The organism is Synechococcus sp. JA-2-3B'a(2-13) (assembly GCF_000013225.1).
Taxonomy (GTDB): domain Bacteria; phylum Cyanobacteriota; class Cyanobacteriia; order Thermostichales; family Thermostichaceae; genus Thermostichus.
In genome coordinates this window covers 1,974,193-1,990,774 of record NC_007776.1, presented here as the reverse complement: position 1 = coordinate 1,990,774, position 16,582 = coordinate 1,974,193, and the positions used below count along the sequence as shown (strand labels likewise).

General features: G+C 59.9%; 18 protein-coding genes. 9 read left to right on the top strand and 9 right to left on the bottom strand.

Annotated elements, in window-relative coordinates; all coding sequences use genetic code 11:
• Positions 1 to 70: 70 nt before the first annotated feature.
• Positions 71 to 799: an SDR family oxidoreductase gene (locus CYB_RS09060; RefSeq protein WP_011433499.1), complete on the bottom strand. Its 729-nt coding sequence runs from the start codon at positions 797 to 799 to the stop codon at positions 71 to 73.
• Between the two features lie 84 nt (positions 800 to 883).
• Positions 884 to 2,119 carry an anion transporter gene (locus CYB_RS09055; protein ID WP_011433498.1) on the bottom strand — a complete coding sequence of 412 codons (1,236 nt, stop codon included), beginning with the start codon at positions 2,117 to 2,119 and terminating at the stop codon, positions 884 to 886.
• Positions 2,120 to 2,434: 315 nt separating this feature from the next.
• On the opposite strand from CYB_RS09055, the gene thrB reads away from it, so the two are divergent.
• Positions 2,435 to 3,361: a homoserine kinase gene (gene thrB / locus CYB_RS09050; protein ID WP_011433497.1), complete on the top strand. Its 927-nt coding sequence runs from the start codon at positions 2,435 to 2,437 to the stop codon at positions 3,359 to 3,361.
• Positions 3,362 to 3,385: 24 nt separating this feature from the next.
• Here the strand turns inward: thrB and CYB_RS09045 are convergent, their stop codons facing one another.
• Genes CYB_RS09045 through eda form a run of 3 tightly spaced genes read right to left on the bottom strand, consistent with a single transcriptional unit; the run spans position 3,386 to position 5,145 of the window.
• The gene (locus CYB_RS09045) at positions 3,386 to 3,931 is read right to left on the bottom strand and encodes a diacylglycerol kinase family protein (RefSeq protein WP_083757647.1); all 546 of its coding nucleotides are present in this window, start codon (positions 3,929 to 3,931) and stop codon (positions 3,386 to 3,388) included.
• Positions 3,915 to 4,421, bottom strand: coding sequence for an rRNA maturation RNase YbeY (gene ybeY / locus CYB_RS09040; RefSeq protein WP_304411981.1), 507 nt, complete (start codon positions 4,419 to 4,421; stop codon positions 3,915 to 3,917). Before ybeY ends, CYB_RS09045 begins: the two co-directional genes overlap by 17 nt.
• Before the next feature lie 10 nt (positions 4,422 to 4,431).
• Positions 4,432 to 5,145 (bottom strand): bifunctional 4-hydroxy-2-oxoglutarate aldolase/2-dehydro-3-deoxy-phosphogluconate aldolase, encoded by a 714-nt coding sequence (gene eda / locus CYB_RS09035; RefSeq protein ID WP_011433494.1) that lies wholly within the window; start codon positions 5,143 to 5,145, stop codon positions 4,432 to 4,434.
• Positions 5,146 to 5,831: 686 nt separating this feature from the next.
• Between eda and CYB_RS09030 the strand changes: the two genes are divergently transcribed.
• Entirely contained in the window at positions 5,832 to 6,956 is a 1,125-nt protein-coding gene (locus CYB_RS09030; RefSeq protein ID WP_238376740.1) for a murein hydrolase activator EnvC family protein, read from the top strand.
• Here the strand turns inward: CYB_RS09030 and CYB_RS09025 are convergent.
• Complete coding sequence (locus tag CYB_RS09025) at positions 6,947 to 7,597, bottom strand: ABC transporter ATP-binding protein (RefSeq protein WP_011433492.1); 651 nt, start codon at positions 7,595 to 7,597, stop codon at positions 6,947 to 6,949. The genes CYB_RS09030 and CYB_RS09025 overlap by 10 nt on opposite strands.
• 168 nt (positions 7,598 to 7,765) lie before the next feature.
• On the opposite strand from CYB_RS09025, the gene CYB_RS09020 reads away from it, so the two are divergent.
• From CYB_RS09020 to CYB_RS09000, 5 genes are all read left to right on the top strand, one after another.
• A complete protein-coding gene (locus CYB_RS09020; RefSeq protein ID WP_011433491.1) occupies positions 7,766 to 7,966 on the top strand; it encodes a DUF3285 domain-containing protein in 201 nt (66 codons plus the stop codon).
• Positions 7,967 to 8,264: 298 nt separating this feature from the next.
• A complete protein-coding gene (locus tag CYB_RS09015) occupies positions 8,265 to 9,398 on the top strand; it encodes a histidine kinase (RefSeq protein WP_011433490.1) in 1,134 nt (377 codons plus the stop codon).
• A 574-nt stretch (positions 9,399 to 9,972) separates the two neighbouring features.
• Positions 9,973 to 11,067: a serine hydrolase gene (locus CYB_RS09010; RefSeq protein WP_238376739.1), complete on the top strand. Its 1,095-nt coding sequence runs from the start codon at positions 9,973 to 9,975 to the stop codon at positions 11,065 to 11,067.
• A 126-nt stretch (positions 11,068 to 11,193) separates the two neighbouring features.
• On the top strand, positions 11,194 to 12,579 hold the full coding sequence (locus tag CYB_RS09005; RefSeq protein ID WP_011433488.1) for an NAD-dependent succinate-semialdehyde dehydrogenase: 1,386 nt from the start codon (positions 11,194 to 11,196) through the stop codon (positions 12,577 to 12,579).
• A complete protein-coding gene (locus tag CYB_RS09000; RefSeq protein ID WP_049749586.1) occupies positions 12,579 to 12,830 on the top strand; it encodes an RNA-binding S4 domain-containing protein in 252 nt (83 codons plus the stop codon). Before CYB_RS09005 ends, CYB_RS09000 begins: the two co-directional genes overlap by 1 nt.
• Before the next feature lie 5 nt (positions 12,831 to 12,835).
• On the opposite strand, the gene CYB_RS08995 is transcribed toward CYB_RS09000, so the two are convergent.
• From CYB_RS08995 to CYB_RS08985, 3 genes are all read right to left on the bottom strand, one after another.
• Positions 12,836 to 13,348, bottom strand: coding sequence for a hypothetical protein (locus CYB_RS08995; protein ID WP_011433486.1), 513 nt, complete (start codon positions 13,346 to 13,348; stop codon positions 12,836 to 12,838).
• A 9-nt stretch (positions 13,349 to 13,357) separates the two neighbouring features.
• Positions 13,358 to 13,744, bottom strand: a complete 387-nt coding sequence (locus tag CYB_RS08990) for a cupredoxin domain-containing protein (protein WP_148202742.1) — start codon at positions 13,742 to 13,744, stop codon at positions 13,358 to 13,360.
• Positions 13,745 to 13,978: 234 nt separating this feature from the next.
• Complete coding sequence (locus CYB_RS08985; RefSeq protein ID WP_011433484.1) at positions 13,979 to 14,644, bottom strand: DUF4439 domain-containing protein; 666 nt, start codon at positions 14,642 to 14,644, stop codon at positions 13,979 to 13,981.
• A gap of 247 nt (positions 14,645 to 14,891) precedes the next feature.
• On the opposite strand from CYB_RS08985, the gene CYB_RS08980 reads away from it, so the two are divergent.
• Together CYB_RS08980 and CYB_RS08975 are read left to right on the top strand one after the other, a co-directional pair.
• Positions 14,892 to 15,641: a WecB/TagA/CpsF family glycosyltransferase gene (locus CYB_RS08980; RefSeq protein WP_011433483.1), complete on the top strand. Its 750-nt coding sequence runs from the start codon at positions 14,892 to 14,894 to the stop codon at positions 15,639 to 15,641.
• A gap of 40 nt (positions 15,642 to 15,681) precedes the next feature.
• On the top strand, positions 15,682 to 16,521 hold the full coding sequence (locus CYB_RS08975; protein WP_238376738.1) for a cell division ATP-binding protein FtsE: 840 nt from the start codon (positions 15,682 to 15,684) through the stop codon (positions 16,519 to 16,521).
• Positions 16,522 to 16,582 lie beyond the last annotated feature (61 nt).

The window sequence follows — 16,582 nt, the reverse complement described above, 5'->3', positions numbered from 1 at the left end:
GAGCGCTTGTTTCACCAAAAGACAAGCTGCTGCCGCCTCAACCCCAGCAAAAGGACGGCAAAACACTTGGTCAAAGGAATTGGTGGCTTTCCGGCTGCAACACTATCTCGCTCGGTACAGCACCAGCGGGCGCTGTAAGGGCAAAGCAGATGGCTTCCGCAGCCGTGGCAGGGCTGAGCATCTTGTCTCGTTGCACCTTCAGGCTGATGGGATCCCAGAAGGGTGAGTCGATGCCCCCGAAGTAAAACAGCGTAAATCTGACCCCAAAGCGCTTCAGCTCATCGGCCATGCACTTGCTAAACCCGACCACCCCAAACTTGGCCGCACAGTAAGCAGAGGCCATCGCCATGGGATAACGTCCAAGGACGCCGGGAAAATTGAGGATGTGGCCGGATTTTTGCTCCCGCATGGGGTTGGCAGCCAGTTGGCTGGTGTAGAAGCTGCCCTTCAGGTTGACCGCCAGCATTCGCTCCAGGTCTGCGGGGGTTAGCTGGGGAGCAGGCTTCAGGATCCCGGCCCCGGCCAGGTTAATCAGCACGTCAATGCGCCCATGCTTTTGCACCGTTTGGTTGACCAGGGCCTCTACCTGGGCATAGTCCGTCACATCAGTAGGGATCCCCAATCCAGAGGCAGCCCCCAAAGAGGCTGATTTCTCCACCAGAGCTCGCAGGGGCTCTTCTCGCCGAGCGGCCAACACCAGATGGGATCCGGCCTGAGCCAGCATGGGCACCAGGACGCTGCCGATACCCCCTGTTGCCCCTGTGATCAAAATAACTGCCTGCGATAGCGGAGAAGACACGTTACGTTTCTTAAACTCTTTTTCCCATCATACACAGGGATCCCGACAAGCCAGTCACAGCCCCACTGGATCCCTCGACAGAGGTCATCTGAGCGGTGGAGAAGACAGGAAAGGCTGGCACAGCCACAACCCACTGAACCCCAGGGTTAGGAGAGTGAGGGGCAGGCCAAAGCGCAGATGTTCCCCAAACGAGAGCACGTAGCCTTTTTTGGCCGCTGCCTCAACCGTGATCAGATTGGCCACCGCCCCAAATAGAGTCAAATTGCCCGCCAAAGTGGAGCCGGCAGCCAGCAACAGCCAAGCGGTGGTCTCCTGCCGAGGCAGGAACGATTGCAGCAACAGCACCGCCGGCACATTGGAGATGAGGTTGGATAAAACGGCCACACTACTCAGCAGGGCAAGAGGGGATCCCGCCAGACTCTCTGCCAAGGATCCCAAGCTCATCCCCCAAACAGTTACCAGCTCTCCCGTTGCCCGCGTCAGGATAAATAGCCCGGAAAACATCACCAGCAGATTCCAGTCCACCTGCCCCAAAAATCGCTCCGGCTTCAGCCTGCGGGTAATCAACAACAGGGCTGCCGCCACCAAGGCCGATTCTGCCAAGGGAAGTCCGGCTACAAAGGCCACAAACAGCCCCCCCGTAATCACCACGCTCTTGCGCAACAGGGGCGGGTAGAGCCGCAGCGGCAGCCAAGGCACCCGAGCAAAGGGTTTCAACGAGCGCACCTCAGGGTAGTACAGCCACAGCAACCCCACTTCCAGCAGCAGCCCCACCACGGCAATGGGGGTCATCTGGGCAGCAAACTCCAGGTAGCCGATCCCAGAGAAGGAGCCGATCAGGATATTCTGCGGGTTGCCGCTCAGGGTGGCGACGGATCCCAGGTTGGTGGCTGCCGCCAAGCCCAGCAGGTAGGGGATCGGGTTTAACCCCAACACCGTTGTGACTTGCAAAGTTAGGGGGGTGAATACCAGCGCCAGCGTGTCGTTGAGCAGGAAAGCCGAGAGCAGCCCGCTGCCGAACACCAGCATGATCAACAGACCAAAGGGGCTGCGGCTCACCCGAATCAAGCCCAGCAAAGCCAACTGAAAAGCCCCCCCATAGGACAAGCTGGCATTTACCACCATCATGCTCAGGAGAAACACAATCGTGGTCGGGTCAATGGCTTCCCAAGCCTGCCGTAGCGACAAGGTCCCCAAGCCAATCAACAGGGCGGATCCCACCAGGGCGATGGTGGCCCGGTTCATACGCAACCTAGGCAGGGATCCCAGTCCCAACCCGACATAGCTCAAACCCAACACCAACCAAGACAGCCCCTGCACCCCCCGATCCCTCCCGCACTTCTTTCAGGATCCCTGATGGGTTCAGCCAATGGCAAAGGCTGGAGTTGAAACAGGCCCAACATTCCCGATACTCAATGAAGTCACAAATAAGTCACAAGAACCAATCATGGTCAGAAACCTTTCGGGATAGTCCAAAAGCTCCGCTGGATCAGCGCGTTTGCCTCGGCGAGCTGCAGACCGAGCAGAGGTGGCGAGAATATCCAAGGTCTGGCCATCGTTCGTAGGATAATGGGAGCCCGCAGGCACTAACCCGCAAACATTGAGTTACCCACCGTTCACTGAGGAGTTGTCCCCTTGGTCAAAGAACGCGTAGAGGTGATCGTCCCGGCCACCACCGCCAACTTGGGGCCAGGGTTCGACTGCATCGGTGCAGCCCTAGAGCTCTACAATCACTTCTATTTTCGCGAGATCCCTTCTGGCCTCAGCATCCACTACCGCGGCAGCGACCACATCAGCCAAAGCAAGGACAACCTGGTGTACCGGGCTTTTTGCCGCGCCTTTGAGTTGCTGAGTAAGCCTGTGCCGGGGGTAGAAATCGAAATTACCCTCAACGTGCCCCTGGCGCGGGGGTTGGGCAGTTCTGCCACCGCCATTGTCGGCGGCTTGCTGGGGGCCAATGCCATTGGAGCACTCAACTTAGCTCCCGAAACCCTTCTACAACTGGCTATTGCCTTGGAGGGCCACCCAGACAATGTGGTGCCCGCCCTGCAGGGCAGTTGTCAGCTTTGTGTGCAGGGACAGCAGGGGCAATGGGTGTTCTGTCCGGTGGAGTGGCATGAGAGCATTGGCATCCTGGCCGTAGTGCCCAACTTTAAGCTTTCCACCCAAGCGGCCCGCGAGATCCTGCCCAAATCCGTCAGCTTGGCGGATGCAGTTTTTTCCAGCAGCCATCTGGGCCTACTCATCCGCAGCCTGCAGTCGGGGCGGGTGGACTGGCTGAAGGTGGCCCTGCAGGATCGGCTGCACCAGCCGGCGCGTATGGAGCTGATCACCGGGTTCAAAACGGTTCAAGCTGCAGCCATGGCTGCCGGAGCCTATGGAGTGGTGATCAGCGGAGCCGGCCCCACTCTTCTGGCCCTCTGTGCTCCCGAGAATCGGGAACGGGTGGGATCCGCGATGGTCAGCGCTTGGGCGCAGTTGGATATTGAAGCGGAGGCCAAACTGCTCAACCTGGACCGGCAGGGAGGACGGGTGGTGATCCACTCCCAGCCGTCTGGATAGGAAACTTCCTGTCCAATCGGGGAGCTACCCTGCTGCCGGGAAGCCATCTTGCAGCAGCAACACCAAGGGCGGAAGAAATAGCCAAGCCGCCACCATCAAGGACGCCACTGCCGCCATCAACACCGCTGCCGCCGCGCAATCTTTGGCGATCTCGGCCAGGAGATGGTACTTGCTGCCCAGGGTGAGATCCACCACTGCTTCCAGAGCGGTATTCACCAGCTCCAGCGCCATCACCAAACCGCTGGTCAGGCTGATCAGGGCCATTTCCACAGCGCTCAGCCGCAGGCCCAGCCCAAGGCCAAAGGCTATCACCGCCACCGCCATGTGGATGCGCAAGTTGCGCTGGGTGCGGATGGCATAGACCAAGCCCTTGCCCGCGTAGTAGAAACTTTTGCCCAAGTTGTCGGCCACTTGCCAAGAGGGGGGGCGTCGCCAGGGATCCCTTCCCAAAGGCTCGGCACTGGCTGCCCGATCCGCCTCAGATGGCTGCGCTGGGTCTCTGGAATGGACGCGCCGCCGGAACACCGCCAGGCGAGAACGCTCCGGCAACCGACTAGGGCTGTTGGCCATGGGCCACCTCCCCATCCAGTTGGATGGCTGCGAGCAACTGTCGCTGTTGCTGCAACATGCGCTGTAGGGACAGTTCATCCGGGTGATCCCACCCCAGCAGATGGAGCAACCCGTGGCTGGCCAACCAGGCCAACTCTTGCGAAAGACGATGCCCCTGCGCCTTGGCCTGTGCGCGGGCGGTGGGCACCGAAATCACAATATCCCCCAGTAGGCGTACCCCCGTTATGTCTTGGATCCCAAAGGGGGCAAGCATCTCCTGTGCGGCAAAGGCCAACACATCGGTGGGCTCGTCGAGATGGCGAAACTCGCGGTTGAGCTGGCGGATGTGTTCATCGGAAGTGAGGCAAAGGCTGAGCTCGCATGGCTCCTGGACTCCCAGCTCTTTCAGCCAGATCTCGAACCAATGACGCCAAGTGGCTTCTTCAATCGGGCTTGGGATGTTGAATTGCAGATAGAGATCTAAAAATCCATCCATGCGGGCCTCACTCACACCACGCCCCTTATTCTACTGGTTTGCCCAGATTGGGCCAGGTTTTGCTTCTTTGCTCTGCCAGCTGTTTCAGCGCCTGTCGTAGTCGATTCTCCAGCTCATGGCAGCCCGAATGCAAATCCTCTGGCGGGAACAGATCCCCGGCAATGCCCACTGCCCAGGCCCCTGCTTGCAGGTATTCCGCTGCCTTGGCCAAGGTGACTCCCCCGGTGGGGATCAACGGCAGGGATCCCAGCACCGATTGTAGATGGCGCAGGTAGCGGGATCCCCCCATGCTCTCCACCGGAAACACCTTCACTGCCGTTGCCCCCGCCTGCCACGCCCTCCAGATCTCGCTGGGGGTGAGGGCACCGGGCACGATGGGCAGCCCCACCTCCCGACCCCAGCGGATAACTTGCTCATCGGTGAAGGGGCAAACGCAAAACTGGGCTCCTGCCTGCCAAGCCTGCTCCGCCACCTGCCGATCGAGAACAGTGCCCACCCCTATCCAACACTGCGGGTGGTCTTGTCGCAGTTGGGCAATCAGCTCCAAATATTGGGGAACTTGCGTGGTGATTTCAATGTGGCGGATCCCGGCTCGGATGGCCAGCATGGCTCCCTCGAGAGCTTGGGCTGGGCTGGCCCAGAGGCGGATCACGGCAATCAGCGGCTGCTGCCACAGATGGAGTAACCAGGGGTGCTGTGACCCTTTTCTGAAACTGCACTCAGCATCCTCGAATGCCATCTGTAGGAAAATACCCGCTCAGTGTTTTGCAGTTGCTTGGGTTTAGCTTAAGTTTAATTGCAATCCAAAAACGAAAAAGTCAGCCTGCCAATGAAATAATGACAAACCATAAAGCCTAAACGTCTTTTCTTTCAAGGGAAAGCCTAGCAGATGACTCAGGAACAAGCAAAGCCGGTGTTTTATAGGGGCAACTGTTTGCGCGTTCGTGGCCTTTGCCAGAGTGTTTGCTTTTCCCAGCTTTTCACGGCGTTGCTGGTTCCTGCTCTGGCCTTGTTGTCTCCCTAACCGGTGCTGAACTCAGCAGAGAAGAGGAGGAAGATTCCTCAAACCAAAGGTGCCGCAAGGTATCCCGTCTGTATGAGGCAACTTTTTGGTTGGCCTTCTAAGCGTGAGGTTTGCCAGCAGGTGAGCGGCCAGTTTATCGTCATTTCCTAGTTTTTCTAGTCCGTTGAGGTTGCTGCCGCTTGAGTTGCATGCCGTCAGGCCTGTGGGATCCGGAGGTGGAGTCGCTACTGTCTGGCTCTTCTGTTGCTGTTCGGAGTAGCCCTAAATAGCCAGCTCAGGCCCGATTCAGATCCGTGGGGATCTTTGTATCCTTAGGGTCGATGGGTCAGTCGCAGAGGGTGTGAGGAATGACGAGTCTCAGTCGTGGGGCACACAGGCTAAAAGGGTGGATAGCGCTCGGATTGCTCACCCTCTTGCTGTTGGGGGGACTGGGGGGGGTTGCCCCGTCTCAGGCGCAGAATGTCAACCAATTGCAACAGCGGCAGCAGCAGATCCAGCACCAAATCCAGAGCACTCAGCGCCGCTTGGGAGAACTGCGCCAAGCAGAAGAAGAAGCCCGCCGCCGCATGGGATCCCTGCGGCAAAACCTTCGACAGACCGAATCCAGCCTTCGCGACAATCAGTATCGTCTGGAACAAGCCCAGAAAGCCCTGGAGCAAGCTCAAAAGGAGCTACAGGAGCTGGAAGACCGCCTGAGACGGCAGCAACAGGGCACGGCGGCCCGTTTGCGCTACATGCAGCGGCAGGGGGCTGAACATTGGTGGGCTCTGCTGCTCACCAGCCGTGACTTGAACGAGTTTTTCGACCGCCGCCACCAACTGCAACTGTTGATCGAGGCGGATCGGCAGTTGATCCAAGAGCTGCAAGCAATGGCCAAGGAGGTGGATCAACAGCGCATTGCCCTGGAGATGCAGCGCAACGAGATCTCTTTGATTTTGCAGGAGCTGGCCGCCCAGAAGAACCAACTGCAGCAGCAGGCGGTCGCCCAAGAGCAGCTGTTGAGCCGCTTGGCCAACGAACGCGCGGCCTATGAAGCAGCCCAACGGCGGCTGGAAGCCGATTCCCAACAGTTGACTCTCCTCATCCAGCAACTGATCGCCCAGCAGGCCCAACAGCAGGGGGGCAGGGATCCCGTTCAAGGGACAGGCCGATTCATTGCTCCGGTGCGCGGGCCGATCACCAGCGGCTTTGGCTGGCGGGTTCACCCCATCTACCGCAGTCGCCGCTTTCATGCGGGGATCGATTTTGGTGTGCCCACCGGCACTGCGGTGAGAGCCTCCGACCGGGGCACCGTCATCTACGCCGGCTGGTACGGCGGCTATGGCTACACGGTGATTGTGAATCACGGGGGCGGCATCACCACCCTGTACGCCCACAACAGCCGCGTTGCCGTTGGGGTAGGCCAGCAGGTACAGCGGGGGCAAGCAATTGCTGCTTCCGGCTCCACCGGCCTCTCCACCGGGCCCCATGTTCACTTTGAAGTGCGCGTCAATGGCCAACCGGTGGATCCCCGCCGCTACCTGTGAAGCAAAGCCTCCGTCGGCAACAGCTTCAGGGATCCCGCCTGCAATGTCCACCGCACATCGGCAATGGAGGACAGCTCCTCCGGGTCGTGGGAAACCACCAACACCGTCCAGGTGGACTTTAGCCGAGCCAACAGCTCGATCAACTGCCGTCGCACCGACCAATCCAATCCTGCCGTCGGCTCATCCAGCAACAGCAAAAACGGGCCACGGATCAACTGGACGGCCAGGGCCAAGCGCCGCTGTTGCCCGCCGCTGAGGCGGTTTGGGGAGGTATGTAGAGGGATCCCTTCCAATCCCACCTGTCTGAGGGCGTTTTCGATCTCTTTTCTCTGTAGCTCTGGATAACCAAAGCGCATTTCCTCCAGCACCGTCAAGCCGCAAAAGTGGCGCTCTGGAAACTGAAACACCAACCCCGCCATGCTGCGCAAGCGGTTGGGGGAAAGTTCTGCCCCTCCCCAGGTAATCCGTCCTTGGGTGGGCCGCGCCAAGCCAGCCAAAATCTCCAGCAGGGTGCTCTTGCCCGCCCCACTTTTGCCCACGATCAGCCCCAACTGGTTCAGGCCCAACTCAAAGGAAAGATCGTTGAGAATGGGCTGGGAAACGCCTGCCGGATGGTAGGAAAGATGCTGAACTTGCAACATGGGGGGCAAAAGAGGGGGATGCTGTCGTTATTTTGGCACCGGAAGATCCCCGCGCGACAGCTATGGCCCTTCTTCAGCGGGAAGGTCGAAGCTTGGGAAACACCTCTATCCGGAGGAGCAGATTAAGCTAGCCTGAAGGTAGGGTAAATTATCGCTCTGGTTATCCCAATGGCGCAGCCCTCTTCTACAGATTCTCCGTCGGTTGGCGTTCGCGCAAGCGTTGCGGAGCAACAGGGATCCTCCCCCAGCTATACCCGCCTGGCCATGCGCAACATGGTGCGCAAAGGCAAGACCTCCCTGCTGCACTTCACCCTGACGGCGGTGGGGTTGGTGGCCCTGCTGGTGGGGCTGGCCTACCTGTTTCACTAAGTTCTGTTAAGTTCCGTGGGCGGGTTCTGGCCATACTCTCCTGCGGCTGTTCCTCGGCCGGGAAAGATACACGCTGAGGGGTCTTTCTTGTTACACTCCATGTCCCTTTTTAAGCTTTTCCCAAGGTTAGTGTTAGGAAGGAACAAGCAGCAATGGCTCCTACGGTTAGACCTACGGTCCGCTTCCGCGAACGAGCGCACGGCAATCCCGGCTGCTGAAACGCCAACCTTTGGCTTTAATGCTACGCAATGTGCTACGCACCGCTATCGCGAGCGCTAACGCGACTGGACTTTGGCCTATGCAAACTTCGCCAGACCTCACCTCCGCTCGTTCTGTCATTCGCCTGCTGCTGTTCGCCAAGAGTCGAGCTGTTGTTGCCGAGCTTGAGGAGCATCTGCGCCAGCACATCCAGGGGTTGCCCGGCCAATACCCTGCCCAACTGGAAGTGGTGCCGCTGGAGGAGCACCCCTACCTGGCAGAGCATTACAAGCTGGTGGCCACTCCGGCTCTGGTCAAGGCTGAGCCCTTGCCCGCTCAAGTTTTGGCGGGCGCAGACTTGGCGACGCAGTTGGAAGTGTGGTGGCCTCGTTGGCAAGGCCAAGCGGCTTTGGCCGCCCATCAAGAAGGAGCAGGACGGGATCCCGCCTCCCCTCCGACCACCGAGGCACTGTTGCAAATGTCGGAAGAGGTGTTTTTGCTGCGGCAGGAGCGGGCCCAATTGCGGGAGCAGTTGGACTTCAAAGATCGCGTTCTGGCCATGCTGGTGCATGATTTGCGCAGTCCCCTGACGGCCACGGCTCTGGCGGTCGAAACCCTGCAGCAGGGGCGCGAGGGATCCCTGGACAAAGCGCTAGAGCGGCAGTTGTTCGACCATGCCCGCCAGCAACTGCGCAAGATGGACAGCATGATCACCGATATCCTGGAGTCGGCCCGTGGCGCTGCCTCGGAGCTGAGGATTCGAGCCGTAGAAACCCAGTTGCCCGGCTTGTGTCAGGCGGTGATCGAGGAGCTATGGCCGCGCATTCAAGGCAAGCGGCTGCAGTTTCAAGCGGATATTCCCGTGGATCTGCCCTCTGTTCACGTGGATCCCGACAAGATCCGCCAAGTTCTGTTCAACCTGCTGGACAACGCCATCAAGTACACCCCCGCCGGGGGATCCATCCGCCTCGATGTCCTCCATCGCACCAGCCAAAAGGTGCAGGTGACCGTCAGCGATACTGGCCCTGGGATCCCGGAAGCCGACCAAGAGAGCATCTTCTCCGATTCCGTCCGTCTGTCCCGGGATCAACAGCAGGAGGGCTATGGCATCGGCCTTTCCCTCTGCCGACGGATCGTGCGCGCTCACTACGGCCAGATTTGGGTGGAGTCTTCCTTGGGCAAAGGCAGCAGCTTTCATTTCACTTTGCCCGTGTATCGGCTCTGCAAGCGCTAGCCGGGAGCTGGCTCCCCATGGGTGTGAGCCCCCTCAGAGAGAACAGATCTGACGGTTTTCCTGGACTTGGCAAAAGCGCTCCGCGCCGCTTCCGCGACTATTCCCAGCCCCTCTTCCAGAGGGAAAGGGGGGTCACGGATCAACCTAAGTTTTTAAAACGACTCCGAGTGGATGCTCTGGCAACAGGGACTCATCCTGCCTTTGGCGGGGTTGTTGCTAGGCTTCGTGTCGCGAGGACGGTTTGATGGGCGTTTTGCAATCTAGGTCAGGGCAGGTTGGCCAATTTGTGGGTTTAATGTGGGTTTAATTAAGCCAAGCTCACCGGAGTGGAGTCGGTGAAACTGCCAGCAGTGTCTGTCAGAAGTATGGTGTTAAGGCAATCGTTCTTATGACCAGAGCAAGGGAGAGGAAAGGCACCGATCCATCCGCGCTAGCGGGCCGTAGGCCTTTGCCAGAGAAGTCGCGGGATCCCCGCCGCCCTCCACAACCTGCCAAGAACGCCGTCCCGCCTCCAGAGGGGTCAAAGCCGCAAACAGGTTCTGGTCGCCTGCTTCCTGCCCCTAGGGGATCCCTATTGGTTTCCCGTCCTCAACCGCTGCGTCTTGCCCGCCAAAAAGCCATTGCTCGTCTGCGCCAACGGGCTGCCCGGCCTCGCCGCTTGAGACGTTCTCCATCTCTCGGGCAAGTGTTGCTCAGGGGACTAAGCTTAAGTCTTATCCTGGGCCTGACGATGGCGGGCCTCTCGCAACTGCTGCAATCGACCACCGCTGGCCGGACAGAACAGTCCACGACGCAGCTTGGGGATCCTCCCCCGTCGGCATTCCCGAGTAACATTCTGCCGGGAGAAGCGATCCCGGCTTTGCAGGAGCGCTTGGCCGCTTTGGCCGACCAACCGGGCTTGACGGCAGGGGCTCTGTTCTGGGAGGTGGAAACTGGCGCCTTTGCCGGGGTTAGGCCGGATCAGGCTTTTCCTGCCGCCAGTGTGATTAAGATCCCCATTCTCTTGGCTTTTTTCCAGGCTGTGGAAACCGGACAGGTGCGGCTGGATGAACAGCTCACTCTGCGGGAAGATCTCAAGGGAGGGGGAGCTGGTGTGTTGCAAACCCGACCCCTCGGATCCCAGGTTTCTGCTTTGGAAGCGGCCACCCTGATGATCACCCTCAGCGACAACTTCGCCACCAATCTGATCATCGATCGCCTGGGTGGACAGGAGACTCTCAACCAAAAATTTCGCCAGTGGGGACTACAACACACGCAAATTTCTTGGTGGCTACCGGATCTGGAGGGCACCAACACCAGCAGCCCGCGCGACATGGTTTGGTTGCTCAGCCAGGTGGAACAGGGGCGCATGTTGAACCGCCGCAGCCGCGACCGCTTTTTGGATATTCTCTGGCGCACCCAACGGCTCTCCTACTTCCGGCCCAATCTGGGCCAAGAGGTGCGCATTGCCCACAAAACGGGAACCCTGGGCTCCGTGGTGGGAGATGCCGGGATCCTGGATTTGCCCAACGGGCGGCGCTATGTGGCGGCGGTGTGGGTGAAGCGAGAAACCCCCAACGACCCCAGAGCCGAAGGGCTGATCGCCAGCCTGTCGCAAGCAGCCTACGAGTTCTGGTCTGCTCCCGAGGATCCAACGGCCAAGGACTCCATGGGCAGCCTGGAACGCTAAGTCTTCCACTCCACAAATCTTTCCATATTGCTACGCAACGCTTACGCGAACGCAGTAGCAGTGCGGAGCACTATTCCAGGCAGAGCGCAAATGCCAGAGTGGAGAAACAGGCGTTGAGGGAAAAAGATGGGGCACCTGGTCAGCATCAACCCCGCCACCGGAGAGGAATTGGCTCGCTACCCCGTTTTCGACGCTGGGCAGATCCAAAGCTGTATCGCCCAAGCCCACGAGCGGTTTCAGAGCTATCGTCGGATCCCGTTTGCTCAACGATCCGCCTGGCTGAAGCGGGTGGCAGGGATCCTGGAGGAGCGCAAAGCGGAGTTTGGCCGCCTAATCAGCCTGGAGATGGGCAAAACCTTGGCCTCTGCCGTTGCGGAAGTGGAAAAATCCGCTTGGGTTTGTCGCTACTATGCCGAGGAGGCAGAGGGATTCTTGGCCGAGCGCTCCATATTGCTACGCAACGCTTACGCGAACGCCAGCGATGCCAGCCGCAGCGGGATCCGCTACCAGCCGCTGGGGGTGATTTTGGCGGTGATGCCCTGGAACTTTCCCTTTTGGCAGGTGTTTCGCTGTGCAGCCCCGGCCCTGATGGCGGGCAACACCCTCTTGCTGAAACATGCTTCCAACGTGCCCCAATCGGCTTTGACCCTAGAGCAGATCTTTCGGGAGGGGGGATTTCCGCCAGGGGTCTTTCAAACCCTGCTGATCACAGCAGCCCAGGTGGCAGAGGTGGTGGCGGATGAACGGGTGCGGGGGGCCGCCCTCACCGGGAGCGAAGCCGCCGGCTCCAGCCTGGCCCGTTTGGCCGGTCAATATCTGAAAAAAACAGTGCTGGAACTGGGAGGGAGCGATCCCTTCATCGTGCTGCCCAGCGCCGATCTGGAGGCAGCAGTCGCCACAGCGGTCACGGCCCGTCTGATCAACAACGGCCAGTCCTGCATTGCCGCCAAACGATTTATCCTACACAGGGCTATCGCCGAACCTTTCACGGCTGCCATGACGGAGCGATTTCGCCGGCTCAAGGTAGGGGATCCCTTGGATCCGCAAACGGACGTGGGGCCTCTGGCTACTGCCAGCATTCTGCAAGAGGTGGATGGACAGGTGCAGGCTTTGGTGCAGGCGGGGGCCAAAGTTCACATCGGTGGCTCCCCCTGGGGAGGGAATTTTTACCCGCCCACAATCCTGAGCGACATCCCCCCGGATCATCCGGTGGCCCACCAGGAGGTGTTCGGGCCGGTGGCGCTGTTGTTCACCGTCCCGGATGTGTCGGCAGCCATCGAGCTGGCCAACGGCACGCCCTTTGGCCTGGGTGCCAGCGCCTGGACAACCGATCCAGAGGAACAAGAGCGCCTGCTGGAGGAGCTGGAGGCGGGATCCGTGTTCATCAATGGCATGGTCAAGTCCGACCCGCGCCTTCCCTTCGGCGGCATCAAACGCTCAGGGTATGGACGGGAACTGAGCCGGGAAGGGATCCTGGAATTTGTAAATGTCAAAACCATTTGGGTGAAGTGATGGCGGAGACTCCTCAAAGGGATCCCCAGCCGGCGACGGATCCCGTGATCAAGCTGGATCAGTTCCTCAAGCTGGCGGGGGTTGCTCCCACCGGTGGGCAGGCCAAGCAGCTCATCCAAGCGGGGCAAGTGCGGGTGAATGGCGAGGTGGAAACCCGGCGGGGACGCAAGCTGCGCTCAGGAGATGAGGTGGCCGTGGGAGGTGGAGTTTGGCGAGTGCGCCTGGATAAGACCCCAAAGTCAGATCAGTGAACGGGTCAGTGCAACCGGATCAAAAGAAGCATGGCCAAGGCCCCGATTCCCCCTGCCACCGCAAACTGCCATTCCAGCCCCCACAGCAGGCAGGCAACTCCGGCCAGGATCTGGATCCCACCGGTGATCCAGTAGGGGAGGCGCGGCGGATCCACCAAGCCGTTGAGCCAGTGGCCCAGCCCCATTTGCCACAGCCAAAACACCCCCAGGTATGGGCTCAAAGCTGCCAAAGGGGTACGCCCGACAAAGGGCAGCACCGAGAGGATCATGCCCTGGGCGATCACCAACGTCCACACCAAACCCACAAAGTAGAGGTGGGCCAGTCCGGCTGTTCGAAACTCCGGCAAGCTAGTCTGCCGCACCATGTAGCCCAACCCAATCAGGGAAATCACCAGCCACAGCCAGTTGATGTTGGCCTCTTGGTGAAACTGGGTGGCAGCAAACCCAATCCCCAAAAGGACGGCCCAAACCAGGTACACCCGCCGACAAATGTTCCAGAAGGGAAGAGGGGTTTGCATGGCCTCCACCTAATCGACGACGACAATGCGGCCCACCATGCTGGGGTGGATATCGCAGAAATAGTCCTGGATCCCAGCTACTTCGAACACCACCGCTTTGCTCTCGTTGCGACTTAGCCGTCCCGTCCCTTGAAACTGCGCTCCCTCCACAGGAGTAGCCGTGTGGGGGGTGGAATCCAGGTTGGTGAAGGTCACCTTGCCCCCCCGCTTGAGGGTAACCTCCGAGGGCAGGTATTGAAACCCCCGAATGATTACCTCTGCTGCCGCCGTTGCTTCGACGGGATCCCGCTCCGCAACGGAGCTGGCTTGTCGCCACCGATCCACGGCCAAGATGGCCCCCACATTGAGCAGGGATCCCAGCCCACTGAGCAACAGCAACCGCCGCGTCATTGGCATAGGGCTTTCTCCACACAGGTTAGGAAGCGAAAAAAAGCTGAGGCGTTCAGAAGAAGGCGATTGCGACAGCGGTGTGGAACACCTTGACCTCCAAAGAACCTCCAAAGATCTCCAAACCCCAAGATCCTACAGAGGACGTTGGAAGGCTTTGGAGATCAGCGCCGGTGGGGGTTCTACACCTTGCTGTCGCCGGGGGTTGGCGGCTTTAGCTGGAAGTCATCGCCGGCAGGGGCTTTACACCTTCAGGATCCAGCGCTCCCGAGTCTCGGCGCTGACAAAGGGGGCAGGCACCACCAGAATGCTGGGATCAAGGCTGTGGAACACGGCCCGGATTGCAGTGGCATGGGCAACTTCGTTGGGGCCAATGGTGCTGGCGGCAGCCACCAGGTCTTTGTTGGAAAGCTGGACAAAGGCATCGTTGTAGGCTAGGGCCGCATCGAACTCCAGAGCCAGGGCCAGCTTGGCGATGTTGGCATCGGAGTCGAGATTGCCTTCTTTGTTGTCGATGTAGGTGGAAAGGTCGTAGCTATCCCGGGCCCGAGAGGGTATCCCTCCCAGTTGGCGCACGGCGCCCGCCAGCAGATCCCGGTGCTGTTCGTGATCCTTCAGGTTCTTGGTGGCCACTTCCAACACGATCTTGCCCACCTCAGTATTGCTCAACTTGCCGGCAGCGGTTTTGTAGGCCCAGATCGCCTGCTGTTCCAAGTCAATGGCCGCGTTGAGGATGGCGATGTCGGCAGTGTTGGACTGGGCGGCACCGGGCAGGGTGCGCAATCCAATTGCTCCACCTACGCCCGCCAGCAAACCAGCCAACAACAAGCTGCGGCGGGAAGTTGCAGGGCTGGGATCCCATTCGGCGGCCAATTGAGGCAGAGCGAAGGGAGTCTTTGCAGTCTTCATCTCAAGTCTCCTGTCTCGAAAGATGGCAACCAACCTTCAGGGGCTTGCTCTGGGTCGGGCAATTCCCTCTGGCCTGGTCTGATGGAGATACGCCGTGGATGCCGCCGCGGATGCCTGAGGGAAGAGATTTTCGTGGTCAAATAGCCATGAAATGCCTCCTCGAACTCCCCTCTCCCTCTGGGAGAAGGTCCGGGCTATCTTAAAAGCGTGTCCAACGGCTCCAGTGGGGGCCAGCATTCGGTCGGTAGTGTCGTTATCCATCCATGCGATTCTGGGCGTGAACCTGCACCTTGCTCTGCCGGAGGCCAGCCTACAGAGCTACGCCACCTGGATTGAGGCGCGTATTCGGGAGGGTCAGGGCGCTCAGGTGGTTACCTGCAACCCGGAAATGATCATGCAGGCGCAGCGGGATCTGGCCTTTGCCCAGGTGCTGCAGGCAGCAGAGCTGGTGATCCCCGACGGCATCGGGGTGGTGTGGGCTTTGCGACGGCAGGGGATCCGCGTCCAGCGGGTGCCGGGGATCGAGCTGGCAGAAACCCTGATCCCGTTGGCGGCAGAACGGGGGTGGCGCTTGGCCCTGGTGGGGGGAAGGCCGGAAGTCAACCGGGCAGCAATTCGATATTGGCAAGCCCAGTGTCCTGCTTTGGCCCTCTGGGGCTACCACGGCTACTTCTCTAGCGAGGAAGAAAAAGAGCTTCTGCAAGCTCTCCAGGAATTTCGACCGCAACTGGTGTGGGTGGGGCTGGGATCCCCGCGGCAGGAGCTGTGGATCCAAAAGTGGCGTCCCCTTTTGCCCCAAGCCATCTGGATGGGGGTGGGGGGCAGCTTGGACATTTGGGCCGGCCAAAAACGGCGAGCGCCCCGTTGGTGGCGTGACCATCACCTGGAATGGTTGTATCGTCTCTATCAGGAACCCTGGCGCTGGCGACGCATGTTAGCTCTGCCCAGCTTTGTCTGGCGAGTGCTGTGGGATCCCTCTTCTCGTTTGCGCCCCTAGTCTGCCGGCGCTCTCTCCCTCCTCTGTCTAGGCGCTTACTATGGTGATCGGTCAGCACATCGGCTATCCTCCTCGCTTACACCGTTGGGCGGGTACGGCTCCGACCCCTCATCCCCCTGCCCCAGCCCATCCAGAGGCCACCCTGGGCTTTTACAGCAGCACCCAATCCGGATCCCTGCAAGCCCCGGCCAGCATGGTGTCCTTGCGGGGCGTGAGCAAGGTCTTTCCCAACGGCAACTTAATTTTTCAGGATGTGAACTTGGAGGTGCGCCGCGGCGAGTTTGTGTTCGTAACTGGGGTCTCCGGGGCGGGCAAGTCCACCCTGCTGCGGCTACTCTACGGGGCGGAACAGGCCACCGAGGGCACGGTCATCGTCGATCAAGTCTGTCTCTTTTCTTCTGAAGGGCGGCGGCGACCCTACCGCATCCCACCGCGTCCGCTGGCCATGTTGCGGCGGCGCTTGGGGGTGGTTTTCCAAGATTATCGCCTTCTGGCCAACCGCACTCTGGCAGAAAATGTGGCCTTCGTGCTGCGCGCCCAAGGGCTGTCCCCCGCAGAAATCCGCCGTCGCATCGGGCCGACCCTAAAGATGGTGGGGCTGACCGAAAAGCGAGATCACTTTCCCCATGAGCTTTCGGGGGGGGAACAGCAGCGCCTTAGCCTGGCCCGGGCCATTGTCAACATGCCGGTGCTGCTGCTGGCGGACGAGCCGACGGGGAATCTGGATCCGGAAAACTCGCTCTTGGTTCTCCAGATTTTGGAGCGGCTCAATTCCTTTGGGGTGACCGTCATCATGACCAGCCATGACCCCTATCTGGTGGAGCGGGCCGGCCACCGGGTGGTGCGCATGGAGGGAGGGCGCCTGTATGATCTGCGCTGAGGGGCTACCGGGATCCCTACTTTGCTCTTCACAAGCTTTTTGAGATCCCGGAGAGCAGCTT